The 22523-nt window shown below is 71.5% G+C and carries 22 protein-coding genes; 19 read left to right on the top strand and 3 right to left on the bottom strand.

Features of this window, described 5'->3' with window-relative positions; genetic code table 11:
• Nucleotides 1-118 precede the first annotated feature (118 nt).
• The 7 genes from hisC to F7Q99_RS12685 all read left to right on the top strand — a co-directional run bounded on the left by hisC (nucleotide 119) and on the right by F7Q99_RS12685 (nucleotide 6853).
• The gene (gene hisC, locus F7Q99_RS12715) at nucleotides 119-1195 is read left to right on the top strand and encodes a histidinol-phosphate transaminase (protein WP_326846592.1); all 1077 of its coding nucleotides are present in this window, start codon (nucleotides 119-121) and stop codon (nucleotides 1193-1195) included.
• A gap of 176 nt (nucleotides 1196-1371) precedes the next feature.
• Nucleotides 1372-1977, top strand: a complete 606-nt coding sequence (locus F7Q99_RS12710) for a hypothetical protein (protein WP_153461324.1) — start codon at nucleotides 1372-1374, stop codon at nucleotides 1975-1977.
• A gap of 44 nt (nucleotides 1978-2021) precedes the next feature.
• A complete protein-coding gene (locus F7Q99_RS12705; protein WP_153461323.1) occupies nucleotides 2022-2594 on the top strand; it encodes a hypothetical protein in 573 nt (190 codons plus the stop codon).
• A gap of 266 nt (nucleotides 2595-2860) precedes the next feature.
• Nucleotides 2861-4195, top strand: a complete 1335-nt coding sequence (locus F7Q99_RS12700) for an efflux RND transporter periplasmic adaptor subunit (protein WP_153461322.1) — start codon at nucleotides 2861-2863, stop codon at nucleotides 4193-4195.
• A 2-nt stretch (nucleotides 4196-4197) separates the two neighbouring features.
• Complete coding sequence (locus F7Q99_RS12695; RefSeq protein ID WP_153461321.1) at nucleotides 4198-5007, top strand: ABC transporter ATP-binding protein; 810 nt, start codon at nucleotides 4198-4200, stop codon at nucleotides 5005-5007.
• Nucleotides 5004-6215, top strand: coding sequence for an ABC transporter permease (locus F7Q99_RS12690; RefSeq protein ID WP_326846591.1), 1212 nt, complete (start codon nucleotides 5004-5006; stop codon nucleotides 6213-6215). The genes F7Q99_RS12695 and F7Q99_RS12690 overlap by 4 nt, the downstream gene beginning before the upstream one ends.
• Nucleotides 6216-6226: 11 nt before the next feature.
• Nucleotides 6227-6853: a DUF5666 domain-containing protein gene (locus F7Q99_RS12685; RefSeq protein WP_153461320.1), complete on the top strand. Its 627-nt coding sequence runs from the start codon at nucleotides 6227-6229 to the stop codon at nucleotides 6851-6853.
• A 50-nt stretch (nucleotides 6854-6903) separates the two neighbouring features.
• Here the strand turns inward: F7Q99_RS12685 and F7Q99_RS42540 are convergent, their stop codons facing one another.
• From F7Q99_RS42540 to F7Q99_RS12675, 3 genes are read right to left on the bottom strand one after another with little or no spacing between them, the layout of a single operon-like run.
• Nucleotides 6904-7035 carry a hypothetical protein gene (locus F7Q99_RS42540; RefSeq protein WP_268267543.1) on the bottom strand — a complete coding sequence of 44 codons (132 nt, stop codon included), beginning with the start codon at nucleotides 7033-7035 and terminating at the stop codon, nucleotides 6904-6906.
• Nucleotides 7023-7274, bottom strand: a complete 252-nt coding sequence (locus F7Q99_RS12680; protein WP_153461319.1) for a hypothetical protein — start codon at nucleotides 7272-7274, stop codon at nucleotides 7023-7025. The genes F7Q99_RS42540 and F7Q99_RS12680 overlap by 13 nt, the downstream gene beginning before the upstream one ends.
• Nucleotides 7271-7633, bottom strand: coding sequence for an ATP-binding protein (locus F7Q99_RS12675; RefSeq protein ID WP_195911051.1), 363 nt, complete (start codon nucleotides 7631-7633; stop codon nucleotides 7271-7273). The genes F7Q99_RS12680 and F7Q99_RS12675 overlap by 4 nt, the downstream gene beginning before the upstream one ends.
• Before the next feature lie 336 nt (nucleotides 7634-7969).
• Between F7Q99_RS12675 and F7Q99_RS12670 the strand changes: the two genes are divergently transcribed.
• The 12 genes from F7Q99_RS12670 to cydD all read left to right on the top strand — a co-directional run bounded on the left by F7Q99_RS12670 (nucleotide 7970) and on the right by cydD (nucleotide 22368).
• On the top strand, nucleotides 7970-8833 hold the full coding sequence (locus F7Q99_RS12670; protein ID WP_195911050.1) for a helix-turn-helix domain-containing protein: 864 nt from the start codon (nucleotides 7970-7972) through the stop codon (nucleotides 8831-8833).
• Nucleotides 8826-9026: a DUF397 domain-containing protein gene (locus F7Q99_RS12665; RefSeq protein WP_153461316.1), complete on the top strand. Its 201-nt coding sequence runs from the start codon at nucleotides 8826-8828 to the stop codon at nucleotides 9024-9026. Before F7Q99_RS12670 ends, F7Q99_RS12665 begins: the two co-directional genes overlap by 8 nt.
• A gap of 99 nt (nucleotides 9027-9125) precedes the next feature.
• Nucleotides 9126-9455, top strand: a complete 330-nt coding sequence (locus tag F7Q99_RS41085; protein WP_230210203.1) for a DUF397 domain-containing protein — start codon at nucleotides 9126-9128, stop codon at nucleotides 9453-9455.
• A gap of 303 nt (nucleotides 9456-9758) precedes the next feature.
• Nucleotides 9759-10190, top strand: a complete 432-nt coding sequence (locus F7Q99_RS12655; RefSeq protein WP_153461315.1) for a hypothetical protein — start codon at nucleotides 9759-9761, stop codon at nucleotides 10188-10190.
• A 563-nt stretch (nucleotides 10191-10753) separates the two neighbouring features.
• Complete coding sequence (locus tag F7Q99_RS12650) at nucleotides 10754-11905, top strand: damage-control phosphatase ARMT1 family protein (protein ID WP_326846590.1); 1152 nt, start codon at nucleotides 10754-10756, stop codon at nucleotides 11903-11905.
• Between the two features lie 187 nt (nucleotides 11906-12092).
• Entirely contained in the window at nucleotides 12093-12920 is an 828-nt protein-coding gene (locus F7Q99_RS12645) for a response regulator transcription factor (protein ID WP_230210202.1), read from the top strand.
• A 33-nt stretch (nucleotides 12921-12953) separates the two neighbouring features.
• Nucleotides 12954-14444 carry a HAMP domain-containing sensor histidine kinase gene (locus F7Q99_RS12640; RefSeq protein WP_153461313.1) on the top strand — a complete coding sequence of 497 codons (1491 nt, stop codon included), beginning with the start codon at nucleotides 12954-12956 and terminating at the stop codon, nucleotides 14442-14444.
• Between the two features lie 150 nt (nucleotides 14445-14594).
• Nucleotides 14595-15212 (top strand): Uma2 family endonuclease, encoded by a 618-nt coding sequence (locus tag F7Q99_RS12635; RefSeq protein ID WP_153461312.1) that lies wholly within the window; start codon nucleotides 14595-14597, stop codon nucleotides 15210-15212.
• Between the two features lie 77 nt (nucleotides 15213-15289).
• Nucleotides 15290-15955, top strand: coding sequence for an MOSC domain-containing protein (locus F7Q99_RS12630; protein WP_153461311.1), 666 nt, complete (start codon nucleotides 15290-15292; stop codon nucleotides 15953-15955).
• A 311-nt stretch (nucleotides 15956-16266) separates the two neighbouring features.
• Complete coding sequence (locus F7Q99_RS12625; RefSeq protein WP_326846588.1) at nucleotides 16267-17811, top strand: cytochrome ubiquinol oxidase subunit I; 1545 nt, start codon at nucleotides 16267-16269, stop codon at nucleotides 17809-17811.
• A 71-nt stretch (nucleotides 17812-17882) separates the two neighbouring features.
• Nucleotides 17883-18884 (top strand): cytochrome d ubiquinol oxidase subunit II, encoded by a 1002-nt coding sequence (gene cydB / locus F7Q99_RS12620; RefSeq protein WP_153461310.1) that lies wholly within the window; start codon nucleotides 17883-17885, stop codon nucleotides 18882-18884.
• A gap of 1 nt (nucleotide 18885) precedes the next feature.
• Nucleotides 18886-22368, top strand: a complete 3483-nt coding sequence (gene cydD / locus F7Q99_RS12615; RefSeq protein WP_153461309.1) for a thiol reductant ABC exporter subunit CydD — start codon at nucleotides 18886-18888, stop codon at nucleotides 22366-22368.
• Nucleotides 22369-22523: the final 155 nt, after the last annotated feature.

Genomic DNA, 22523 nt, shown 5'->3' with positions numbered 1-22523 from the left:
AGGGCGGTCGGTATCGTGCGGGGCACCCGACCGGGGTGGTCCGGCGCACGCACCCGAGGCGTACGCACCGGAGAACACGCGCCCACGAGGCGCGGAGAGAACGAGAAGGAGAAGGACCGTGAGTGGTACGTCTGCGCAGGGCCCGCGACTGCGGCCGACCCTGGACGGCATCCCCACCTACAAGCCCGGCAAGCCGGCCGGCGCCGACGCCTACAAGCTGTCCTCCAACGAGAACCCGTACGAGCCGCTGCCCGGCGTGCTGGAGGCGGCGGTCACGGCGGCGGGCTCGTTCAACCGGTACCCCGACATGGCGGTCACCGGGCTGACGGAGGAGCTCGCCGAGCGCTTCGGCGTGCCCGTCGAGCACATCGCCACCGGCACCGGCTCGGTCGGCGTCGCCCAGTCGCTGATCCTCGCCACGGCGGGCCCGGGCGACGAGGTGATCTTCGCCTGGCGCTCCTTCGAGGCTTACCCGATCATCACCCAGGTCGCCGGCGCCACGCCCGTCCCGGTGCCGATCACCGCCGCCGGGGACCACGACCTGGACGCGATGCTCGCCGCGATCACGCCCAACACCCGGCTGATCTTCGTCTGCAACCCCAACAACCCCACCGGCAACGTGATCCACCGCGCCGAGCTGGAGCGCTTCATCGACGCGGTGCCGCGCGACGTCCTGGTCGTCGTCGACGAGGCCTACATCGAGTTCATCCGCGACCCCGAGGTCCCCAACGGCATCGACCTCTACCGGGACCGCCCGAACGTCTGCGTGCTGCGCACCTTCTCCAAGGCGTACGGCCTCGCGGGCCTGCGGGTCGGCTTCGCGATCGCCCACGAGCAGGTGGCGACCGCGCTGCGCAAGACCGCCGTCCCGTTCGGCGTGAGCCAGCTCGCCCAGAACGCCGCGGTCGCCTCGCTGCGCGCCGAGGAGGCGCTGCTGGTGCGGGTCGAGGCGCTGGTCGAGGAGCGGGCCCGGGTGGTCGCCGGGCTGCGCGCACAGGGCTGGGAGATCCCGGACTCGCAGGCCAACTTCGTCTGGCTGCCGCTCGGCGAGCGCTCCGCGGAGTTCGCCGCCGCGGCCACCGAGGCCGGGGTGATCGTCCGGCCGTTCCCGGAGGGCGTCCGGGTCTCGATCGGCGAGGCCGAGGGCAACTCGATCTTCCTCTCGGTGGCCGAGGCGTTCCGCAAGACGCTCTGACCTTCCCCGTACCCGCAGGGGCGTGCCGGCTCGGTGCGCCCCTGCGGTGCTTCGTGCCGATCCCGTTCTGAATCTGTATCAGATGATCACCCGAGTGTTGCCGCGGCTTTCCGGTCGATAGTCTGTGCGACCGTCAGCAGGCAGTCGTCCGACTGCCGTCACACGGGGGAACCATCTTGAAGACCCGCAGCACCCTTCTCACCGTCGCGGCCGTCACCGCCGCTCTCGCCCTCTCCGCCTGCGGCCCGGAGAACGACCCGAGCCCGGCACCCACCAACGCCGCTCCGACGGCGCCCACGACCGCGACCACGGTGCCCACCGCCAAGCCGACCGGGTCGGGCACCGCCAAGCCGAAGCCGACGAAGACCGCGAAGCCGGCCCCGACCGCAACGAAGCCCGGTCAGGCCGGGGAGGACTGCAAGCCCGGCGAGATGAAGCCGATCCCCGCCGGGCACAAGGTGATCGTGCTGACCAAGCCCACCACGACGACTGCGGTCGTCGCGAAGGACGGCGAGTACACCTGTCACATGCCCGACCAGGGCTGGTGGCCCGTGGGCGAGGACAAGACCTACGCCTTCGCGCCCGGTGCGAAGGCGACGCTGACCACGCTCGACGGGCAGAAGCCGATCACCCTGGAGCAGCTGGTCGACCACACCAACCACTGCGTGAACCACATCAACGACCCGGCCTCGAACTGCGAGGACGGTACGGACTACGACATCGTGCTGGACGGCTCCGGAAAGATCACCGCGATCACCGAGGTCTACGACAACGCCCCGTGACCGTCGGTCCCGTCCCCGTCCGACCACTCTCCCAAGGATCGATGATGTCCTCCCGCCGTACCCTCCTGACCCTCGCAGCCGCTGCCGCCGCCCTCACCCTGGCCGCCTGCGGCCCGGAGAACGACCCGTCGCCGGCGCCGACCAACGCCGCTCCCACCGTGCCCACCACGGCGACCTCGGTGCCCACCGCCAAGCCGACCGGTGGCGCGACCGGCGGTGCGACCGGCGCGCCCGTGAACGACCCGAACTGCACGGCGCCGGCGGTCCCGGCCGGGCACAAGATGCTGAACCTGTCCAAGGCGGCCACCGTGACCACGGTCTACGCCAAGGAGACCAAGTACCTCTGCGGCAAGCCCGAGGGCGGCTGGATCGACGCGGGCGAGGAGAAGACGTACACCTTCGCCCCCGGTGCCACCGCGAAGCTCGCCGACCTCAACTACGGCACCCACGCGGCCACGCTCCTTCAGTTCGCGGCACACACCGACTCCTGCATCAACCACACGTCGGCCGCCGACCAGGACCCCTGCTTCCCCCGCAACACGTACGACGTGGTGCTGGACGGCTCCGGGAAGATCACCAGCATCACCCAGGTCGGCCTGACGAAGCCGGCCTCGTAGCCCTCGCAGTAGCGCGTGCGGAGTGGGAGGCCGGATTGGTCGGCCTCCCCCTCCGTCGTCGTCTCCGGGTTGTCTCCGGCGCCGTTCTCCCGGATGGCTGGGGATTGCTGGGAGCGTGCTGGGAGTTCGGCCAACGGACGCCCAGGCTGCGGCCAAGTGGCCTGCGCGAACGGGGCGATGCGTCCGGAATGTCCGGATAGGGCCGGTCAGTCTTCTCCCAGTCGGCGCCCAGGGCTCCGCAAGAGCGCCCGGCGAAGCTGTCGGGCATGAAGGTCCTTCCGCGACGGCGCGGTGCCGTCCTCGTCAACTCCGCACTGGGCGTGGCACTGCTGGGCGGTGCCGCCCTGGTGTACACCACCCTGAACGGCGGCACCAGCGCCGCCGCCGGGCGCCCCCAGAGCCGGACCGCGACCGTGGCCAAGGGAACGGTCCTGGCCACCGTGTCCGGAACCGGCACTCTGGTGTCGCCGACCGATGCCGCGCAGGATTTCACCACCGGCGGTCGGCTGACCGCGGTCAAGGTCGCGGTCGGGGACGCCGTGAAGAAGGGCCAGGTGCTGGCCACCGTCGACACCACCGCGGCCCAGCAGCAGGTGGACGCCGCCCAGGCGGCGCTCACCACGGCCAACGCCAACCTGGCCAAGGCCCAGGCGGGCGTCACCACCACGACCACCGAGCCGCTTCCCGGCGGCACCGGGGGCACCGGGGAGCGCGGAGCGGGCGGGAGCAGTACGCCCGCTCCGCAGACCACCACCATCACCACCACCAAGGTCGACGACGCGGCCGTCGCCCAGGCCCAGCAGCAGGTCGCCACCGCGCAGACCAACCTCGCCAACGCCCAGGCGGCGCTGGCCGGCACGACCCTCACCGCCTCCGTGGACGGCACCGTCGCGGCCGTCTCCGCGAAGGTCGGCGACACCGTCGGCACGAGCTCCGGCAGTGCCTCCGGGTCGGCCAAGTCGACCGCGACGAGTACGAGTTCGGGCACGCCGAACGGCTTCATCGTGCTCACCAACCCCACCGGGATGCAGGTCACCGCCAACTTCTCCGAGCTGGACTCGCTCAAGCTCAAGAAGGGCGAGGCGGCCACCGTGACGCTGAACGCGCAGTCCGACACCAAGCTCAACGCGACCGTCCTGTCGGTCAGTTCGCTGCCCAGCAGCAGCGGCGGCAGCGCCGGGTCGACGGCCGTCCAGTACGCGGCGACGCTGCAGATCAGCGGCGACACCAGCCACCTGCGCACCGGCCTCAGCGCGACCGTCTCGGTGGTCACCGGCGAGGCCGACAACGCGCTCTCGCTGCCCACCTCCGCCCTCTCCGGCACCGGCGCCAGCCGCACCGCGACCCTCGTCCAGCCGGACGGCTCCACCGAGCGGGTCAGCGTCGGCGTCGGCGTCGAGGGCGACAGCACCGTGCAGGTGCTCGCCGGCCTGAAGGAGGGCGACAAGGTCGCACTCCCCACCACCAGCGGCGGGAACGGCTTCCCGAACGCCTCCTTCCCGGGCCTGGGCGGTGGCGGCCAGGGCGGTCGCGGCTCCGTCGGGATCCCGGGCGGCAGCGGCGGCCAGGGTGGCTCCGGCCGCGGCGGCGGTAGGGGCTGAGCATGCGTCACGTCATCGACAAGCGGGTGCCGGCCGATCCCCCGCCCGTCATCCGGATCCGCCGGCTCACCAAGTCCTACGGCCACGGCGACGCCACCGTGCACGCGCTGCGCGGCCCGGCCGACCCGGCCACCGGCGCGCCGCTCGGCGTCGACCTGGACGTCCACCAGGGCGACTACGTCGCGGTGATGGGCAGCTCCGGCTCCGGCAAGTCCACCCTGATGAACATCCTGGGCTGCCTCGACGTCCCCACCGCCGGCCGCTACCTGCTGGACGGCACCGACGTCGGCCACCTCGACGAGCGGCAGCTCTCCCTCGTCCGCAACCGCAAGATCGGCTTCATCTTCCAGTCCTTCAACCTCGTCCCCCGCACGACCGCCCTAGCCCAGGTCGAACTGCCGCTCGCCTACGCGGGCGTGCGGGCCGCCGAGCGGCGCCGCCGGGCGCTGGCCGCGCTCTCGCTGGTCGGGCTCGCGGAGCGGGCCGGGCACCGGCCCAACGAGCTCTCCGGCGGCCAGCAGCAGCGCGTCGCGGTGGCCCGGGCACTGGTCACCGCGCCCGCGATGCTGCTCGCCGACGAGCCGACCGGCAACCTCGACAGCCGTTCCACGGAGGACGTCCTCGCCATCATCGACCGGCTCAACGCCACCGGCCGCACCGTCGTCCTGATCACCCACGAGGACGAGGTCGCGCGGCACGCCAAGCGCGTGCTCCGGCTGGTCGACGGCCAGATCGTGAGCGACGTCCGGCAGGCGCCGGTGGACGGGCCGCCGCCGTTGCTGGACCAGGCCGAGGCGGGGGTGCCCGCGTGATCGTCTGGCAGATGCTCCGCTTCGCGGCCGGCGGACTGGCCGCCAACAAGGTGCGCTCGGCGCTCACCATGCTCGGGGTGCTGATCGGCGTCGCCTCGGTGATCCTGCTGCTCGCCGTCGGCAACGGTTCGTCGGTCGCGGTGAAGGAGTCGATCACCTCGCTCGGCACCAACGCGCTCACCGTCAGCTCGGGTTCGGCGAATGGCGGGGCGCGCGGCGCCTCCTCGGTGAAGAAGCTGACGGTGGCCGACGCCAAGGCGCTGGCCACCGACGCCGACTCCGGCGCGATCAAGTCGGTCGCGCCCGTCGTCACCACGACCGGCACCGCGCTGTACGGGAACGTCTCGTACAGCCCCGGCTCGATCGTCGGCACCTACCCCGCGTACTTCGAGACCGCCAACCAGAAGGTGGCGCACGGCGAGTACTTCACCGACGACGACGTGCTCGGCTCGCGCAAGGTCGCGGTGCTGGGCGCCACCACCGCCAAGCAGCTGTTCGACACCGAGGACCCGGTGGGGAAGAAGATCACCGTCGGCGGCACGCCCTTCACCGTGGTCGGCGTGCTCCAGGCCAAGGGCGGCAGCGGCTTCACCGACCCGGACGACGTCCTGGTCGCCCCGCTGCCCACCGTGCAGAACGCCTTCACCGGCTTCGGCCCGGTCAACCAGATCGTGGTGCAGGCCGCCTCGGCGGACACGACCGGTGAAGCCCAGACCGAGATCACCCGGGTGCTGCTCGGCACCCACGCGATCGCCGACCCGACGAAGGCCGACTTCCGGATCACCAACCAGGCCTCGCTGCTCACCGCCCGGGAGAGCACGACGAAGACCTTCACCGTGCTGCTCGGCGCGGTGGCGGCGATCTCGCTCCTCGTCGGGGGCATCGGGATCACCAACATCATGCTGGTGACGGTGACCGAGCGGACGCGCGAGATCGGCATCCGCAAGGCGCTCGGCGCCCCGCGCGCGGTGATCCTCGGGCAGTTCCTGACCGAGTCGACGCTGCTGTCGGTGATCGGGGCCGGGCTGGGGGTGGCGGTCGGGATCGCCGGCTCGCACTTCAGCATCGTCGGCATCAGGCCGGTGGTGATCCCCGAGTCGGTGCTCGGCGCGTTCGGCATCGCCGTCGCCATCGGGCTGTTCTTCGGCAGCTACCCAGCCAACCGGGCCGCCTCGCTGCGCCCGATCGACGCCCTCCGGCACGAGTAGGACGAGACATCATGACCGACCAGAACAGCACCCCGGCCGAACAGGTCGCCCTCCTCGCCACGCCGCCGGACGCCCGGGACATCGCCGCCGAGCTGGCCGCGCCGCCGCGCCGTCCGCTGCCCTGGCTGTCCCTTGCGCTGGCCGCCGGCGTGATCGGCACGAGCGCGTTCGCGGGCGGGGTCTGGTACCAGCAGAACCACGGTCCGAGTGGCTCGCCGCGAGCGGCGGCCTCCGGCGGGCAGCAGCGTCCGGGAGCTGCGGGCGGCGGGTACGGGCAGGGCGCCGGCGGTGCCGGCGGGTACGGGCAGAACGGCTCGCGTCGTGGGCAGGGTGGCGGTCAGGGCCAGGGCGGACAAGGCCAGGGCGGACAGCCCGGATTCACCCGGGGCACGGTCAAGGCCGTCGACGGCACGACGGTGTACCTGACCGACGCCAACGGCAACACCGTCAAGGTGACCACCGGCGATGCGACGAAGGTGCAGCTCAACAAGGAGGGCAAGGTCACCGATCTCCAGCCCGGCCAGAGCGTCACCGTCGTCGGCACCCCGGACGCCAACGGCGGCTACACCGCCAACCAGCTCGTCGAGGGTGTGGCAACCGCATTCGGCGGTGGTAACCGGAACTCCGCCAACGGCTGACGCCGCCGCGAGGCCCTCGCCCAGGTGGGCGAGGGCCTTCGCGTGTGCGCTCAGTGCTGCTGGTCGCAGTCGTCGGGGCGCGGCATCTTGAGGGTCGCGACGACACCGAGGGCCACGGTGGCGATCGCCAGCGCGAGGAGCGTGACGAGGGCGGCGCCGACGAAGAAGTTCACCGGTCCCACGCCTCGTTCCTCTCGGCGTCACGGAGGAGGTGGAGGAGGTTGAGCAGAGTGCTGACGGGCGCGTTGCCGAAGTCGACGAGGATGCGGCCGTCGATGGTGGTGTCGGTGGCGGACACGGAGCCCCAGAGGAGGCCGTAGGGGCGGCCGCGCTTGCGCAACTCGCCCAGGAGGGCGGTGATCTGGGGCTCGGTGTAGTCGCGCAGGCTGGGGTCGTCGGGCGCGACGGGCCGGCGGGTCACGCGGCGAAGTCCAGCTCGTACCAGACGCTCTTGCCGCGCTTCTGCGGGTCGACGCCCCAACGGTGGGTGAGGCCCTGGACGAGTTGGAGGCCCCGGCCGGTCTCGGCGAGGTCGGCGGGGGCCCGCTGCTCGGGGAGGGCGTCGCTCTCGTCCGAGACGGAGACGCGGAGCGTGCAGCCGAGGAGCGAGTAGAAGACGACCGGCGAGGCCGTGGCACCGTGCCGCCAGGCGTTGACGACCAGTTCGGCGAGGGCGAGTTCGGCGTTCAGGATGGTCTCGGCGTCCCACCCGGCACGGGTGAGCCCGTCCCGGAGCGACTGCCGGGCGAGGGCGAGCGAGGGCGAGTTAAGGGTGCACACGGGAACCTCCATGAGGCATCGGTGTGGAGAGGGGGAGAGAAGGGGGAGAGACGGATGGCGGCGGATACGTCGCCGTGAGCCAGACCAAGCCGCGGCTGGCTGATGCCGCGCGTGGCTGCTCTTCGGTGCCCGGGCAGCAGGCGCCCACTGCCCTGGAAGCAGGCATTACTGACGATCCGTCGGATCGATCTGGCAATGACGATAGCGCATAGGGCTCGAAATTTTAGGCGCCGGTTGGAAAGTTCCCTCTACCGTGGACGGGACCGTCAACGGTCCAGATGGACCCGCGTCCCACCAGCGCGGCAGACTGGCCTCATCACCAGCAGAGAGGACGCCATGGCCGTTCGAGCCAACCCGACCCTCCGCCAACGTCGGCTCGGATCCGAGCTGCGGAGATTGCGAGAGCAGGCCGGACTTGGCGGCAGCCAGCTCGCCAACAGGCTCGGGATCAGTCCTGGTCAGATGACGCAGATGGAGACCGCGAAGATCGGCGTCAGCCCGGAACGCCTCCGCATGGTTGCCTCGGCCTGTAACTGTGTCAACCAGCCTCTGATCGACGCGCTCGCCGACATGGCTTCGGATCGGAGAAAGGGCTGGTGGGAGGAGTATCGCGGAAGTCTGACAACAGACTTTCTTGAGGTGGCGGAGCTTGAAGGCCACGCAACTCGGCTCGCCATCTGCACGACCACCTACATGCCGGGACTACTCCAGACCGACGCCTATGCATCTGCTGTGTTCGCTCGGGTCTTTCCGCCCCTGCCCGTAGAAGATGTCGAGGTCAGGACTTCCTTCCGCATCAGAAGGCAGGAGATCGTCCGCAGCGGCAAGACATCCATGCAGGCGTTCATCCACGAGGCTGCGTTGCGGATGCAGTTCGGCGGCCCCAAGGTGCTTGCGGATCAGCTTGGAGCTCTCCTCGAAGACTCCGAGCGGCCGGGTATCTCCGTGAGAGTCGTGCCGTTCGCCGTCGATACGTTTCCGGGCGCCGGTGAAAATCTGACCTTTGCCGAAGGACTTGTCCCTGAGCTGGACACCATCCAGATGGACGTGTCCCAGGGTGCGCTCTTCTTCGACTCCCCGGCAGACCTCGCCAAGCATCGAGCCATCTTCTCGCGCCTGGACTCGACCGCGCTCTCCGAAGATGGATCGCGAGACTTCATCCGATCCATCGTGAAAGAAGTGAAAGCCACCTATGCCTGAGCCCGACTGGCAGAAGTCCAGCTTCAGTGCCGCGAACAACGAGTGCGTCGAAGTCCGCGCGGTCAACGGTCTGGTCGAACTGCGCGAGTCCGACGAGGGCGACATCATCGTCCGCACCACGCCCATCAAGTTCGCGACCTTCCTCCAGGGCGCGAAGGCACGCGAGTTCGACCACCTCACCGCCAACGCGTAGCGAATCGTTCCGGCGGCCCCTTGCTGCTCGCAAGGGGCCGCCGGTAGATGTGGCTCTCCCGTCCATCTCCAACACCCTTGCAGATAGGTCGTGGCAACCATGCGCAGCCCCACGTGGCAGAAGTCCAGTTACTCCGGTGCGAACTCCGAATGCGTTGAGGTGCGTGCCGTCGATGGGGTGATCGAACTCCGCGAGTCCGACGAGGGCGACGTCATCGTCCGCACCACGCCCGTCAAATTCGCGACCTTCCTCCAGGGCCGCGAAGGCGGGCGAGTTCGACCACCTCACCGCCAACGCGTAGCGAATCGTTCCGGCGGCCCCTTGCCTCCCGCAAGGGGCCGCCGGCAAAGGTGGGTGGCAGGCGACAGAACCTTGCGTACAGGCCGACTTGTCCGCAGGCGAGGCGTCCTTCGGCCGATAAGCAGTTGATCCTCTTCGTCGGCGCCCTAGACTCCGCCCGTTAACAGCACGTCCTCGGGGGAGCATGTGAGCATTGGTCATTTCAACACCGCTGCACGCGTCATAGGCCGCCGTAACGCCCTGCGCTACCTCGCGCTCGGCGTCGGGGCCTCGCTCGTCGCGGCCTGTTCCAGCGGTGGCGGTCATGACGGGACGGCGGCTGACGGCGACGGGTCCGCGCCTTCCAACGGTGGCCCGACAGCGACCGGACAGGCCCCCGGTTCCTCTGCCCCCTCGGTGCCCTCCGCGCCTTCCGGGGCCGGGAAGCCCACCGTGGCGGACCGCGTCTTCGACGCTTTCGTGCGCGGCAGTTGGACCATCCAGTCGACCACCTCCCATGGGGAGACCGTCCAGGGCAAGGTCACGGTCCAGACCGACGGCGGCGGCAACGGCGGCTGGTCCATCGCCTGGGACGGCAAGAGCGGCAAGGACGCCACCTGGCACGGTGGCTTCCTGCTACGCGGCGGCCACCTCTCGCTCGACATCTTCGAGGGCCCGAGCAAGCTGGTCCACGAACGCGCCCCCGAGGCCCTCAACGTCCCGGCCACCGTCGGCGCGACCATCCAGCTCACCCTGCCCTGGACCCCGCCCGGCTCCATCGGCAGCAGCAAGGAGAACCTGGCCGTCGACTACGACGGCGCCACCCTGCGCATCGTCCACACCGCAGGCAGCAGCAAGACCACCCATGTCTGCACCCGCGCCTGACCTCCGGATGTTGTGTCAGCAGTTCGAAGCCTGCGGAGCCCCCGCAGCACAGGAAGTCGGCCAAGCCGACGTCCTATGCAAGGGCGGCACTCTGCGGACCCACCTGGCACCCCTGCGGCCAAGTCGCGCTCGCACGCGCGAGGGGCCGCAACTCGCCGCGAGGGCGTAGGTGCCGGCGAGTTGTTCCGGCGGCCCCTTGCCTCCCGCAAGGGGCCGCCGGTCGGGATCATGTGCTCCGGACGCTCACGGGGCCTTGGCGCAGTCGGCCGTATCCCGTACCTGCCGGTACACGGCGTCGCCGACCCAGTGGTAGTACAGCGAAGTCCCTGGAATCGAGAGGCGGGGAGAGTGCTGTCCCGCTCAAGACCAGGCTGCGACCTCGGCTCGTGGTCGGCGGTTGTTGTCGAGTGCGGCGACGAACTCCGACGACGGCCTGAGATCGCCATCGGCAGACATCATGATTCCGAGCGGCTCGGCGGTCTCGTTGGTTCAGTGGAGGCCACCAGTGGCCCAGCCATCCACCGATGACAAGAGAGACGAGTCCCCACGTGCCAACCGCACCCGTGATCCGTAGCGATGTCCCCGGGTCCTTCGCCTGGGGCGTGTTCCACGAGCGCCACCCGGAACTCGTCCGGCAGGTTCTCGACGCGCTGCCGTACGGCCCGGCACAGCGAGCAGAGGTGGAGCGGCTCCTTGCGGAGAGCATCACCGGTGTCCTCGAACCGCCGGCGGAGAGCGCCCACGACCATGCCCAGTGGTTGGCCTGGGGAGAGGGACTGTGGGGCCGGACCTGGGGTGAGGTGCCGTTCCTGTGGGCGGAGAGCTACTTCTACCGCAGGCTGCTGGACGCCATCGGATACTTCGGGCCCGGTGCATGGCAGGGCGTCGACCCGTTCGCGCCGTTCAAGAACGCCGAGTTGGCCGGGGCGGCGGTCGACGACGAGTTGGCGGCTCTGAACAAGCTCGACGGCCTGCGGGAGGATCAGCGCGCGGAGGTGCTGCTGTCGTCCGCCCTGTGGGGCAACCGGGCGGACCTCAGTTTCCGGATCACCTCGACGGGAGGCGACCTGGCGGCCTCCGATCTGCTCGCCGACGACAGCGCGGCCTTCTGGGCCGAGGTGCGACGGGCATCGGGCGGGCGGATCGCTCTGATCGCGGACAACGCCGGACGGGAACTGCTTCCGGACCTGGTGCTGATCGACCACCTCCTGGCCGGCGGGCTGGCGACGGAGGTCGTCCTGTACGTGAAGCCCCGGCCGTACTACGTCTCGGACGCGACCACGACCGACGTCCTCCTCACGGTGGAGCGCCTGCGAGCCAGTTCCTCGGGTCACGCGAAGGCGGTCGGACGGCGGCTGTGGCAGGCGATGAACCAAGGTGATCTGTCGGTCCGTACGCACGAGTTCTTCTGCGCGCCGCTGTCGTTTCACGACATGCCCGCCGACCTGCGGTCGGAACTCGCCGGGGTGGCCATGACGATCCTCAAGGGCGATCTCAACTACCGCCGCCTCGTGGGCGACCGGCTCTGGCCGCCCACCACCTCCTTCGGCGAGACGGCTGCTCACTTCCCTTCTCCGGTCGCGGCCCTGCGGACGCTGAAGTCGGACGTGATCGTCGGCATCGACGCGGCCACCGTCGCCGCCCTCGACGGGACGGGCGAGGCATGGCGCACCAGCGGTCGCCATGCCGTGGTTCAGGTCAACCGCGCCGGCTGACGGGCGTGCTCCCGGGGCCGTCCGCGGTGGTGGCGGCTGCGGGCGGCCCCGACTTGTCGCACGGGACCTCCCGCCCCCGTGCGCACACCACCCAAGCCCAGCCCCGCGGGCCGGCCGCGGCAAAACCGACCGTTAAGGTGTTAATCCAACATTCATCCATGCCGCATAGCCTCCGCGGGCTAGCCTCATGCTGAACGCCATCGTCCGACCGGGAGGCGAAACCCCCGTGCAAGGCACTGTGACCACACCAGGCGGCTCCGCGGTGGCCGGCGGCCCGGGCGAGGCCTTCCTCCTCGTCGTCGACGACGAACCCAACATCCGCGAGCTGCTCTCCGCCTCGCTGCGCTTCTCCGGCTTCCGGGTGGCCTCAGCCGCCACCGGCACCGAAGCCCTCGAACTGATCGCCGCCGAACGCCCCGACCTCGTCGTGCTCGACGTGATGCTCCCCGACCTCGACGGCTTCACCGTCGTCCAGAAGCTGCGCGACCGGACCAGCCGCGGCCAGATCGCCGGCCCCGCCCACGGCCAACCCGGCGACCACCTCCCGGTGCTCTTCCTCACCGCCAAGGACGGCGTCGGCGACAAGGTCCAGGGCCTCGCCGCGGGCGCGGACGACTACGTCACCAAGCCGTTCAGCCTCGAAGAGCTGATCGCCCGGATCCGCGCCATCCTCCGACGGGCCGGCGGCCCCGCCGAGGACGGCCGGCTGGTCGTCGCCGACCTGAGCCTCGACCCCGTGGCCCACGAGGTCACCCGCGGCGGCGTCCCGGTCTCGCTCTCCCCGACCGAGTTCAAGCTGCTGCACTACCTGATGGCCAACGTCGGCCGGGTCGTCTCCAAGACGCAGATCCTCGACCACGTCTGGGCCTACGACTTCGGCGGCGACCTCTCCATCGTCGAGTCCTACATCTCCTACCTGCGCCGCAAGCTCGACTCCGGCCCCGTTCACGGCCCCAAGCTGATCCACACCGTGCGCGGCATCGGCTACGCCCTGCGCCGGCCCCCGCAGGGCTGACCGGCCTCCGTGCTCACGCGGTTCACCTCCCGGATGTCACTGCGCGTACGGCTGCTCGTGCTCGCGCTCGCCCTCGTCACCACGGGACTCGTGGTCAGCGACACCATCGTGCTCGGCACCGTCCGGGTCCAGCTGGTGGGCCAGCTCGACGAACAGCTCCAGCGCTTCGGGCAACCACTGTCGCACCGGGCCCCGGGCAGGCTCAGCCCGCCCGACGCCGCACGGCCCGCCGTCGGCGGCCGGCGGCAGTCCATGCTGCCCAGCCAGTACCTCGTGCAGTACCTCTCCACCGACGGCAAGGTGCAGGCCGTCCTGCGCCAGCCCGTCTCCGACAGCGACCCGGCCCCCCAACTCGCCGGCCTCAACCCGGCCGCCACCGCCCCCGACGTCCCCTTCGACCTGCCCGACCAGCGCGGCCACCGCACCTGGCGGGTTCTCGTCCTGCCGCTCCAGCCGTCCAGGACCCCCGCCACCGGCCCCAGCGCCTACGCCTCGCCCCTGGCCACCCCGACCTACCTGATGGTGGCCGTCTCCCGCGAGGACATCGACGCGACCGTCGGCAAGCTCCGCACCTCCTTCCTGGCCATCGGCGGCGCCGTCCTGGTACTGATCGCCGCCCTCGGCTTCTTCGCCGTCCGCACCGGGCTGCGCCCGCTGCGCCGCATCGAGGCCGGCGCCGCCCGGATCGCGTCCGGCGAGCTCTCCCACCGGATGCCCGAACTCTCCCCGCGCACCGAGGTCGGGCGGCTCTCCATCGCGCTCAACGGCATGCTCACCCAGATCGAGGCCGCGTTCGCCGCACGCGCCGAGTCCGAGGCCCGGATGCGGCGGTTCGTCGCCGACGCCTCGCACGAGCTGCGCACCCCGCTGGCCGGCATCCGTGGCTTCGCCGAGCTGTACCGGATGGGCGCGCTGCCCACCGACGAGGACGTCCGCCGGACCATGACCCGGATCGAGAGCGAGGCCGTCCGGATGGGCGCCCTCGTCGAGGACCTGCTGGTACTGGCCCGGCTCGACGAGGAACGCCCGCTCGACCTCGCGCCGATGGACCTGCGCACCCTCGCCGCCGACGCCCTGCACGACCTCACCGCCCTCGACCCCACCCGGCCGGTCGCGCTCACCGGCCCGGCCGGCAACGGCGCCCCCGGCGCGGCCCCCGTCCTCGGCGACGAGGCCAGGCTCCGCCAGGTGGTCACCAACCTGGTCGGCAACGCGGTCAAGCACACCCCGCCCGGCACCCCGGTCCGGATAGGGGTCGGCGGCGGCCCCGACGGCGTCTGCCTGCTGGAGGTCGCCGACGCCGGCCCCGGCCTCACCGAGGAGCAGGCCGTGCAGGTCTTCGACCGCTTCTACCGGGTCGACGCCTCCCGCAGCCGCCACGACGGCGGCGGCGCCGGACTCGGCCTCGCCATCGCCACCGCCCTCACCCGCGCGCACGGCGGGACCCTCACCCTGGAAACCGCACCCGGCGCCGGCGCCACGTTCCGGGTCGAACTACCCGCGAATGGTGACCTGGTTCGCTGAGTCTCCAACCGTTCTCGGCGCCCAAACCCCCTGATCGGGTGAACCCTGTCCGTTCACACGATCAGCGCCGCCGCCGCATGCGATCGTGCTGCCGTTGCTTGTGCGAGCTCGCACGGGTTGATCACACTGGACGGGAAAAGGGGTGTCTTGATGAGCGCGCTCGCCGCCGAGGAGACCGTCGTGAACCTGGACCAGCAGCTGTGGCAGGCGTGGAAGTCCATGGATGTGCCCGAGGGCTTCCGAGCGGAGATCATCGAGGGGACGATCACGTTGTCACCCACCGGCGGGACCCGGCACTTCACCATCAATCGTCGCCTGGGCCAAGCCCTGTACGAGTACCTGCGAGGCACCGGATTCGCACCGGCGCAGGATGGCAACGTGATCGCCGGTCTCAAGGTGCTCATTCCGGATGTCTTCGTCGCGCCAGACGACACCGACGAGATCGAACACCCCGAAGGCCTGGGGCTGCTGGCATCCGGGATTCCGCTCGTGGTCGAGACCGTCTCGCCCGGCGCCGAGGCCCGCAAGCGCGACCACGTCCTCAAGCACCGTGCGTACGCCGCCGCGGGCATCCCGGTGTACGTGATCATCGACGACTACGACGACGGCGGCGCCGTGACCATCCTCACCGGTCCGGACGCCGGTCGCCGCGCGTACGCGTCCTCCACCCGGGTCCCCTACGGCCAGGAGGCCGTGATCCCCGAGGGTCCTGCCAAGGGGTTCGTGATCGGCCCCGACGTCACCGGAGAACGCCGGCCGAAGAGCTGAGGGCGCCGACCGGAAGTGGCGTCGACGGGCGGGTAATTCGCTCGCCCCGGATTTCCGGCCGCCGTACCGTCGGAGGTATGGACACTTCCGCACAGGTGCTCTCGGTGAACGTCGGCAGGCCCCGCCCGAATCCGTGGAAGCGGGGTGTCGGCGAGACGGGCATCGACAAGCGTCCGGTGGACGGGCCGGTGGCGGTGGCCGCGCCGGGGCCGAAGGGGACTGGCGCGGTCGGGCTCGCGGGGGACCGGGTGTTCGACGTGAAGCACCACGGCGGCGACGACCAGGCGGTGTACGCCTACGCCCGGGAGGACCTGGACGGCTGGGAGGCCGAGCTGGGGCGCCCGCTCGGCAACGGTTTCTTCGGCGAGAACCTGACCACCCTCGGTCTGGACGTGAACGGCGCGCTGATCGGCGAGCGCTGGCGGATCGGCCCGGACGTGGTGCTGGAGGTGTCCTGCGCGCGTGTGCCGTGCGGCACCTTCCAGGGCTGGCTGGAGCGCGACGGCTGGATCCGCCGCTTCACGCAGGCGGCACTCCCGGGCGCGTACCTGCGGGTGATCGAGCCGGGCGAGCTGTGTGCCGGGGACGGGGTGGAGATCGTCCACCGCCCGGACCACGACGTGACCGTGGCACGGTCGTTCCGCGCGGTGACGCTCGAACCGGCGTTGCTGCCGGGCCTGTTGGCGGCCGAGGCGCTGCCGGAGGAGATCAGGCAGACGGTGCGCCGGCGGATCTCCGCCTAGGGACTCGCATCGGCGGAGCCCACGCAGCGGTGTGGGCTCCGCCTGTCAAGCGCCGGGCTGTCCAAGACCATCTCCGGATGTGCCCGGCCCGTTCGTTGTCGTCGTCGTAGGCGGCTCCGCAGACTGTCGGCACCTTGTCGCACGTCAACCCCCACCCCGGCTGCGGATCGCTCGTAAGGATGATGGATACTCTCCTTGTGAACGTGTTCACGTTCACAAGCGGACAAGCTTGCGTGGGTAGGCAGTGGTCTACGGCAATAGGGAAGTTTGTCCGGAACGTGCCCTGAAGGGCTGGTCGGAGAGAGGGCGACGTGGAACTGGCAATCGCTCACGAAACCATCGCGCGGTGGCAATTCGGCATCACCACCGTCTACCACTTCCTCTTCGTGCCGCTCACCATCAGCCTGGCCGCCGTCGTGGCCGGGCTGGAGACCGCCTGGGTGCGGACGAACAAGGAGAAGTACTTCCACGCCACCAAGTTCTGGGGGAAGCTCTTCCTGATCAACATCGCGATGGGCGTGGTCACCGGCATCGTCCAGGAGTTCCAGTTCGGCATGAACTGGTCCGACTACTCCCGGTTCGTCGGCGACATCTTTGGCGCCCCGCTCGCGATGGAGGCGCTGATCGCCTTCTTCTTCGAGTCCACCTTCATCGGCCTGTGGATCTTCGGCTGGGACAAGCTGCCGAAGAAGCTGCACTGCGCCTGCATCTGGATGGTCGCGCTGGGCACCGTGCTCTCCGCCTACTTCATCCTGGCCGCCAACTCCTGGATGCAGCACCCGGTCGGCTACTCGATCGACCCGGCCACCCGCAAGGCGCGGCTCACCGACATCGGCGCCGTGCTGTTCCAGAACACCACGCTCACCGTCGTCGCGCACACCCTGACCGCCGCCTTCCTCACCGGCGCGGCCTTCATCGTCGGCATCGCCTCCTTCCACCTGTGGAAGGCCAAGCGCAGGCCGGAGACGGCCGACCCGAAGAAGACCGCCGCGATGCGCACCTCGCTGCGGCTCGGCCTGGTGCTCGCCGTCGTCTTCGGCCTGGGCACCGCGCTCAGCGGCGACTCGCTCGCCAAGGTCATGTTCGAGCAGCAGCCGATGAAGATGGCCGCCGCCGAGGCCCTGTGGGACACCCAGTCGCCGGCGCCGTTCTCGGTCTTCGCGGTCGGCGACGTCGGCAAGGGCCACAACTCGGTGGAGCTGGAGGTCCCCGGGATCCTGTCCTTCCTCGCCCACAGCGACTTCAGCTCCTCCGTCCCCGGCGTCAACGACACCGCCGCGGCCGAGGCGGCCCGCTACGGCGGCGACCCGAAGAGCTACATCCCGAGCATCTTCGTCACCTACTGGGGCTTCCGCCTCATGATCGGCTTCGGGATGACCTCCTTCGTGGCCGGCGTGGTCGGCCTCTGGACCACCCGGAAGAAGCTCTTCCTGCGCCCCGAGTTCCGCACCGGCGAGACCGAGGTCCCGCGGCTGATGCTCACCCCGAAGCGCGAGCTCGGCCCCTCCCTCACCGCATGGAGCTGGCGGATCGGCATCCTGACCATGGGTTTCCCGCTGATCGCCAACAGCTTCGGCTGGATCTTCACCGAGATGGGCCGCCAGCCCTGGGCCGTCTTCGGCCTGATGACCACGGCGAGCGCGGTCTCCCCCAACGTGAGCACCGGCACCCAGATCGGGGCGCTCACCACCTTCACCCTGCTGTACGCGGTCCTCGCCGTCGTCGAGGTCCGACTGCTGGTCAAGTACGCCAAGGCCGGCCCCGTGGTGACCGAGCAGCCCCCCGCCGTAGACCCGTCACTGCGCGGGCCGTCCACGGGCGACGACGCCGACAAGCCGCTCGCCTTCGCCTACTGAGGCCTACTGAGGCCTGCTCCTCCGCCTACCGAGGCCCACCGAGGCCTACCGAGGACCACCTGGGATCTGACATGCAACTCCACGACGTCTGGTTCGTCCTGATCGCGGTCCTGTGGATCGGCTACTTCTTCCTGGAGGGCTTCGACTTCGGGATCGGCATCCTCACCAAGCCGCTCGCCCGCGACACCGCCGAGCGGCGGGTGCTGATCAACACCATCGGCCCGGTCTGGGACGGCAACGAGGTCTGGCTGCTGACCGCGGGCGGCGCCACCTTCGCGGCCTTCCCCGACTGGTACGCGACCCTGTTCAGCGGCTTCTACATCCCGCTGCTGGTCATCCTGGTCTGCCTGATCGTGCGCGGCGTCGCCTTCGAGTACCGGGCCAAGCGGCCCGAGCCGCGCTGGCAGCGGAACTGGGAGGAGGCCATCTTCTGGACCTCGCTGATCCCGGCCTTCCTGTGGGGCGTGGTCTTCGCCGACATCGTGCGCGGCGTCGACATCGACGCGCACAAGAACTACGTCGGCGGCTTCTGGGACCTGCTCAACCCGTACGCGCTGCTCGGCGGCCTGGTGACGCTCAGCCTGTTCACCTTCCACGGCGCGGTGTTCGCCGCGCTCAAGACGGTCGGCGGGATCCGCGAGCGGGCGCGGACCGCGGCCCTGCGGGCCGGCGTGGTGACGGCGGTGCTCGCGCTGGTCTTCCTGGTCTGGACCCAGGGCCACAGCGGCAACGGCCGGAGCCTGGCCGCGCTGGTGGTCGCCGTGCTGGCCCTGGCCGGCGCCCTGGTGGCCAACCAACTAGGCCGCGAGGGCTGGGCGTTCGTCCTCTCCGGGGCGACCGTCGTGGCCGCGGTCGCCATGCTCTTCCTGGCGCTGTTCCCGAACGTCATGCCGTCCACGCTGAACGACGGCTGGAGCCTGACGGTGACCAATGCCGCCTCCTCGCCGTACACGCTCAAGCTGATGACCGTCGTCGCGGCCGTGTTCACCCCGCTCGTGCTGCTCTACCAGGGCTGGACGTACTGGGTGTTCCGCAAGCGCATCGGCGTCCAGCACATCCCGGCCGGTCACTGACATGCGTCCGGTCGACCCCCGACTCCTCGGGTACGCCCGCACCACCCGCGCCTTCCTCGCCGGGTCCGTGCTCCTCGGCGCGGCGGGCGCGGGCCTGGTGGTCGCCCAGTCGAGCCTGGTCGCCGAGATCGTCGTCCGCGGCTTCCAGCGGCAGGCGACCCTCGGCGAGCTCACCACCCCGCTGGTGCTGCTCGCCCTGACGGCCGTCGGGCGCGGGCTGGTCGGCTGGCTCACCGAACTCACCGCGCACCGGTCCGTCGCCCGGGTGAAGTCCACCCTGCGGCGCCGGCTGCTCGACCACGCCACCGCGCTCGGCCCGTCCTACCTGGCGGGCCGGCGCACCGGCGAACTGGCCACCCTCGCCACCCGCGGCATCGACGCCCTCGACGACTACTTCGCCCGGTACCTGCCGCAGTTGGCGCTCGCCGTGGCCGTCCCGGTGATCGTGCTGCTGCGGATCGCCGGCGCCGACCTCGCCTCGGCCGCGATCATCGCCGGGACGCTGCCGCTGATCCCGCTGTTCATGGTGCTGATCGGGATGGCCACGCAGTCCCGGATGGACCGGCAGTGGGACACCCTCGCCCGGCTCTCCCACCACTTCCTCGACGTGGTGGCCGGTCTGCCCACCCTCAAGGTGTTCAACCGGGCCCGGGCACAGGCCGCGACCATCGCCCGGATCACCGCCGACTACCGCCGGGCCACCCTGCGCACCCTGCGGATCGCGTTCGTCTCCTCGTTCGCGCTGGAACTGCTCTCCACCCTGTCGGTCGCGCTGGTCGCGGTCTCCATCGGCTTCCGGCTGGTGGACGGCACGCTCGACCTGGAGACCGGACTGCTGGTCCTGATCCTCGCGCCCGAGGTGTACGCCCCGATCCGCCAGGTCGGCGCGCTCTACCACTCCAGCGCGGAGGGGCTGACGGCCGCGGACGAGCTCTTCCGGGTGCTGGAGACCCCGCTGCCCGCCACGGGCACGACGCCCGCGCCCGCGCTCGCCGGGGCGGTCGTCCGCGCCGAGGGCCTGGTCGTCCGGCACCCCGGCCGGACGGAGCCCGCGCTGGACGGCGCCGCGCTGACGCTGCGTCCGGGCGCCACCGTGGCCCTCACCGGCCCGAGCGGCGCCGGCAAGTCCACCCTGCTCGCCGTCCTGCTCGGCCTCACCGCTCCGGACGCCGGCACCGTCCGGATCACCGCCGCCGACGGGCGGACGCACGACCTGGCCGAGCTGGACCCGAAGACCTGGCGGCGCCAGATCGCCTGGGTGCCACAGCACCCGCACCTGTTCGCCGGGACGGTCGCCGAGAACCTGCGGCTCCACCGGCCCGAGGCCACCGACGAGGAACTGTGGACGGCGCTGCGCTCCGCCCACGCGCTCGACTTCGTCACCCGCCTGGACGCGCCGCTCGGGGAGGACGGCGCCGGGCTCTCCGCCGGGCAGCGGCAGCGGCTCGCGCTCGCCCGGGTGCTGCTCGCCGACGACCGTCCGCTGGTGCTCCTCGACGAGCCGACCGCCAACCTGGACGGCGCCTCCGAGGCGGCCGTCGTCGACGCCGTCCGCGCGCTCGCCGAGGACCCGGCCCGCACCGTGCTGGTCGTCGCGCACCGACCCGCGCTCCTGGCCGTCGCCGACGAGCGGGTCCGCCTGGCGGGGCCCGCCGTCCCGGTCGCCGGTGCGGTCGAGCGGCCGGCGCACAGCGGACGGCCCACGGCCGTCACCGTGGTGGACGACGAGCCCGTGGCCGGAGCCACGGCGCCCCGGCTGACGCTGTCGATCCTGCTCGGTGCGCTCGCCCTCGGCTGTGCCGTCGCCCTGATGGCCACCTCCGGCTACCTCATCTCGTACGCCTCCGAGATGCCGCCCGTCCTCTACCTGATGATGGCCGTCACCTCCGTCCGGGCGTTCGGCATCGGCCGCAGCGTCTTCCGGTACGCCGAGCGGCTGGTCTCGCACGACGCGGTGCTGCGCTCCCTCGGCACCCTGCGGGCCACCGTGTACCGGCGGCTCACCGCGCTCGCCCCGGCCGGCCTGCCCGCGTTCCGGCGCGGCGACCTGCTCTCCCGGCTGGTCGCCGACGTCGACGCGATCCAGGACCACTACCTGCGCTGGCGGCTGCCCGCCGCCGTCGCGGGCGTGGTCTCGCTGGCCGCGGCCGTCGCGATGGGCGCCTTCCTGCCGGCCGCCGGCGTGGTGCTCGGCCTCGGGCTGCTGCTCGCGGGCGCGCTGGTGCCCACGCTGTCCGCCCGCTGGTCGGCCGGCGCCGAGCGGCGGCAGGCCCCGGCGCGCGGGCGGCTGTCCACCGCCGTCGTCGACGCCTTCACCGGCACCGCCGAGCTCACCGTGGCCGGCGCCCTGCCCGGCCGGCTGGCCGCCGTCCGCGCCGCCGACGCCGCGCTGACGCGGCTGGCCGCCCGCTCGGCCGCCACCGCCGCGCTCGGCACCGGGCTGATCGCGCTGCTCACCGGGCTGACCGTGACCGCCGCCGCGGCCGTCGGCCTCCAGGGCGTGCGCGGCGGAGCGCTGGCGCCGGTCTGCCTGGCCGTCGTCGTGCTCACCCCGCTGGCCGCCTTCGAGGCCGTCACCGGCATGCCGCTCGCCGTCCAGGCCCGGCAGCGCAGCCGGGCCGCGCGGGCGCGGCTGGAGGAGGTGCTGGAGGCCGAGGCCCCGGTCGTGGAGCCCACGGAGCCGGCGCCGCTGCCCGAGCAGCCGCTGCCGATCGCCGTGCGCGGGCTGGCCGCCCGGCACCCCGGCCAGGCGGTGGACGCCGTCGCCGGGGTCGACCTCGACCTCACCCCCGGGCGCCGGATCGCCGTCGTCGGCCCGTCCGGCTCCGGCAAGACCACGCTCGCCCAGGCGCTGCTGCGCTTCCTGGAGCCGAGCGCGGGCAGCGTCACCCTCGCCACCGGCTGTCCACAGGCTGTGGACAGTCGGGCGCTCGCCGGGGACGACGTCCGCCGGGTGATCGGCCTCTGCGCGCAGGACGCCCACGTCTTCGACAGCTCGCTCCGGGAGAACCTGCGCCTCGCCCGGCCGGGCGCGAGCGAGGACGAGCTGCGCGCGGCCCTGGCCGCCGCCCGGCTGCTCGACTGGACGGACGCCCTGCCCGCCGGCCTCGACACCATGGTCGGCGAGCACGGCGCCCGCCTCTCCGGCGGCCAGCGGCAGCGGCTCGCGCTCGCCCGGGCGCTGCTCGCCGACTTCCCCGTGCTCGTCCTCGACGAGCCCGCCGAACACCTCGACCTGCCCACCGCCGACGCGCTCACCGCCGACCTGCTCGCCGCCACCGAGGGCCGCACCACCGTCCTGATCACCCACCGGCTCGCCGGGCTCGACGACGGGACGGTCGACGAAGTGCTCGTCCTGGACGGCGGCCGGGTCGCCGAGCGCGGCCGGTGGTCGGAGCTGCTCGCGGACGAGGACGGGCGGCTGCACGCGATGTGGCGGCGGGAGCGGGAGGCGGACGGGCTGCTGGAGCCGGTCGGCCGGTGATCGCCGCCGGCAGCCGGGGCGGCACCGCCCCGTCGGCCCGGTGAAAGCTGAACGGGGGAGAACTTCCCGACCAATAACGGAAGTTGTCCGCCCTCGCCCCTTCCGGCCGGTCCGTGTGCACACATATCGTTGCTCCCGTCTCGGAGAGGAACCGG

This window comes from Streptomyces kaniharaensis, from assembly GCF_009569385.1.
Taxonomy (GTDB): Bacteria; Actinomycetota; Actinomycetes; order Streptomycetales; family Streptomycetaceae; genus Kitasatospora; species Kitasatospora kaniharaensis.
Note: the sequence above shows the minus strand (reverse complement) of the source record. Positions and strands in the feature narration are given on the sequence as shown.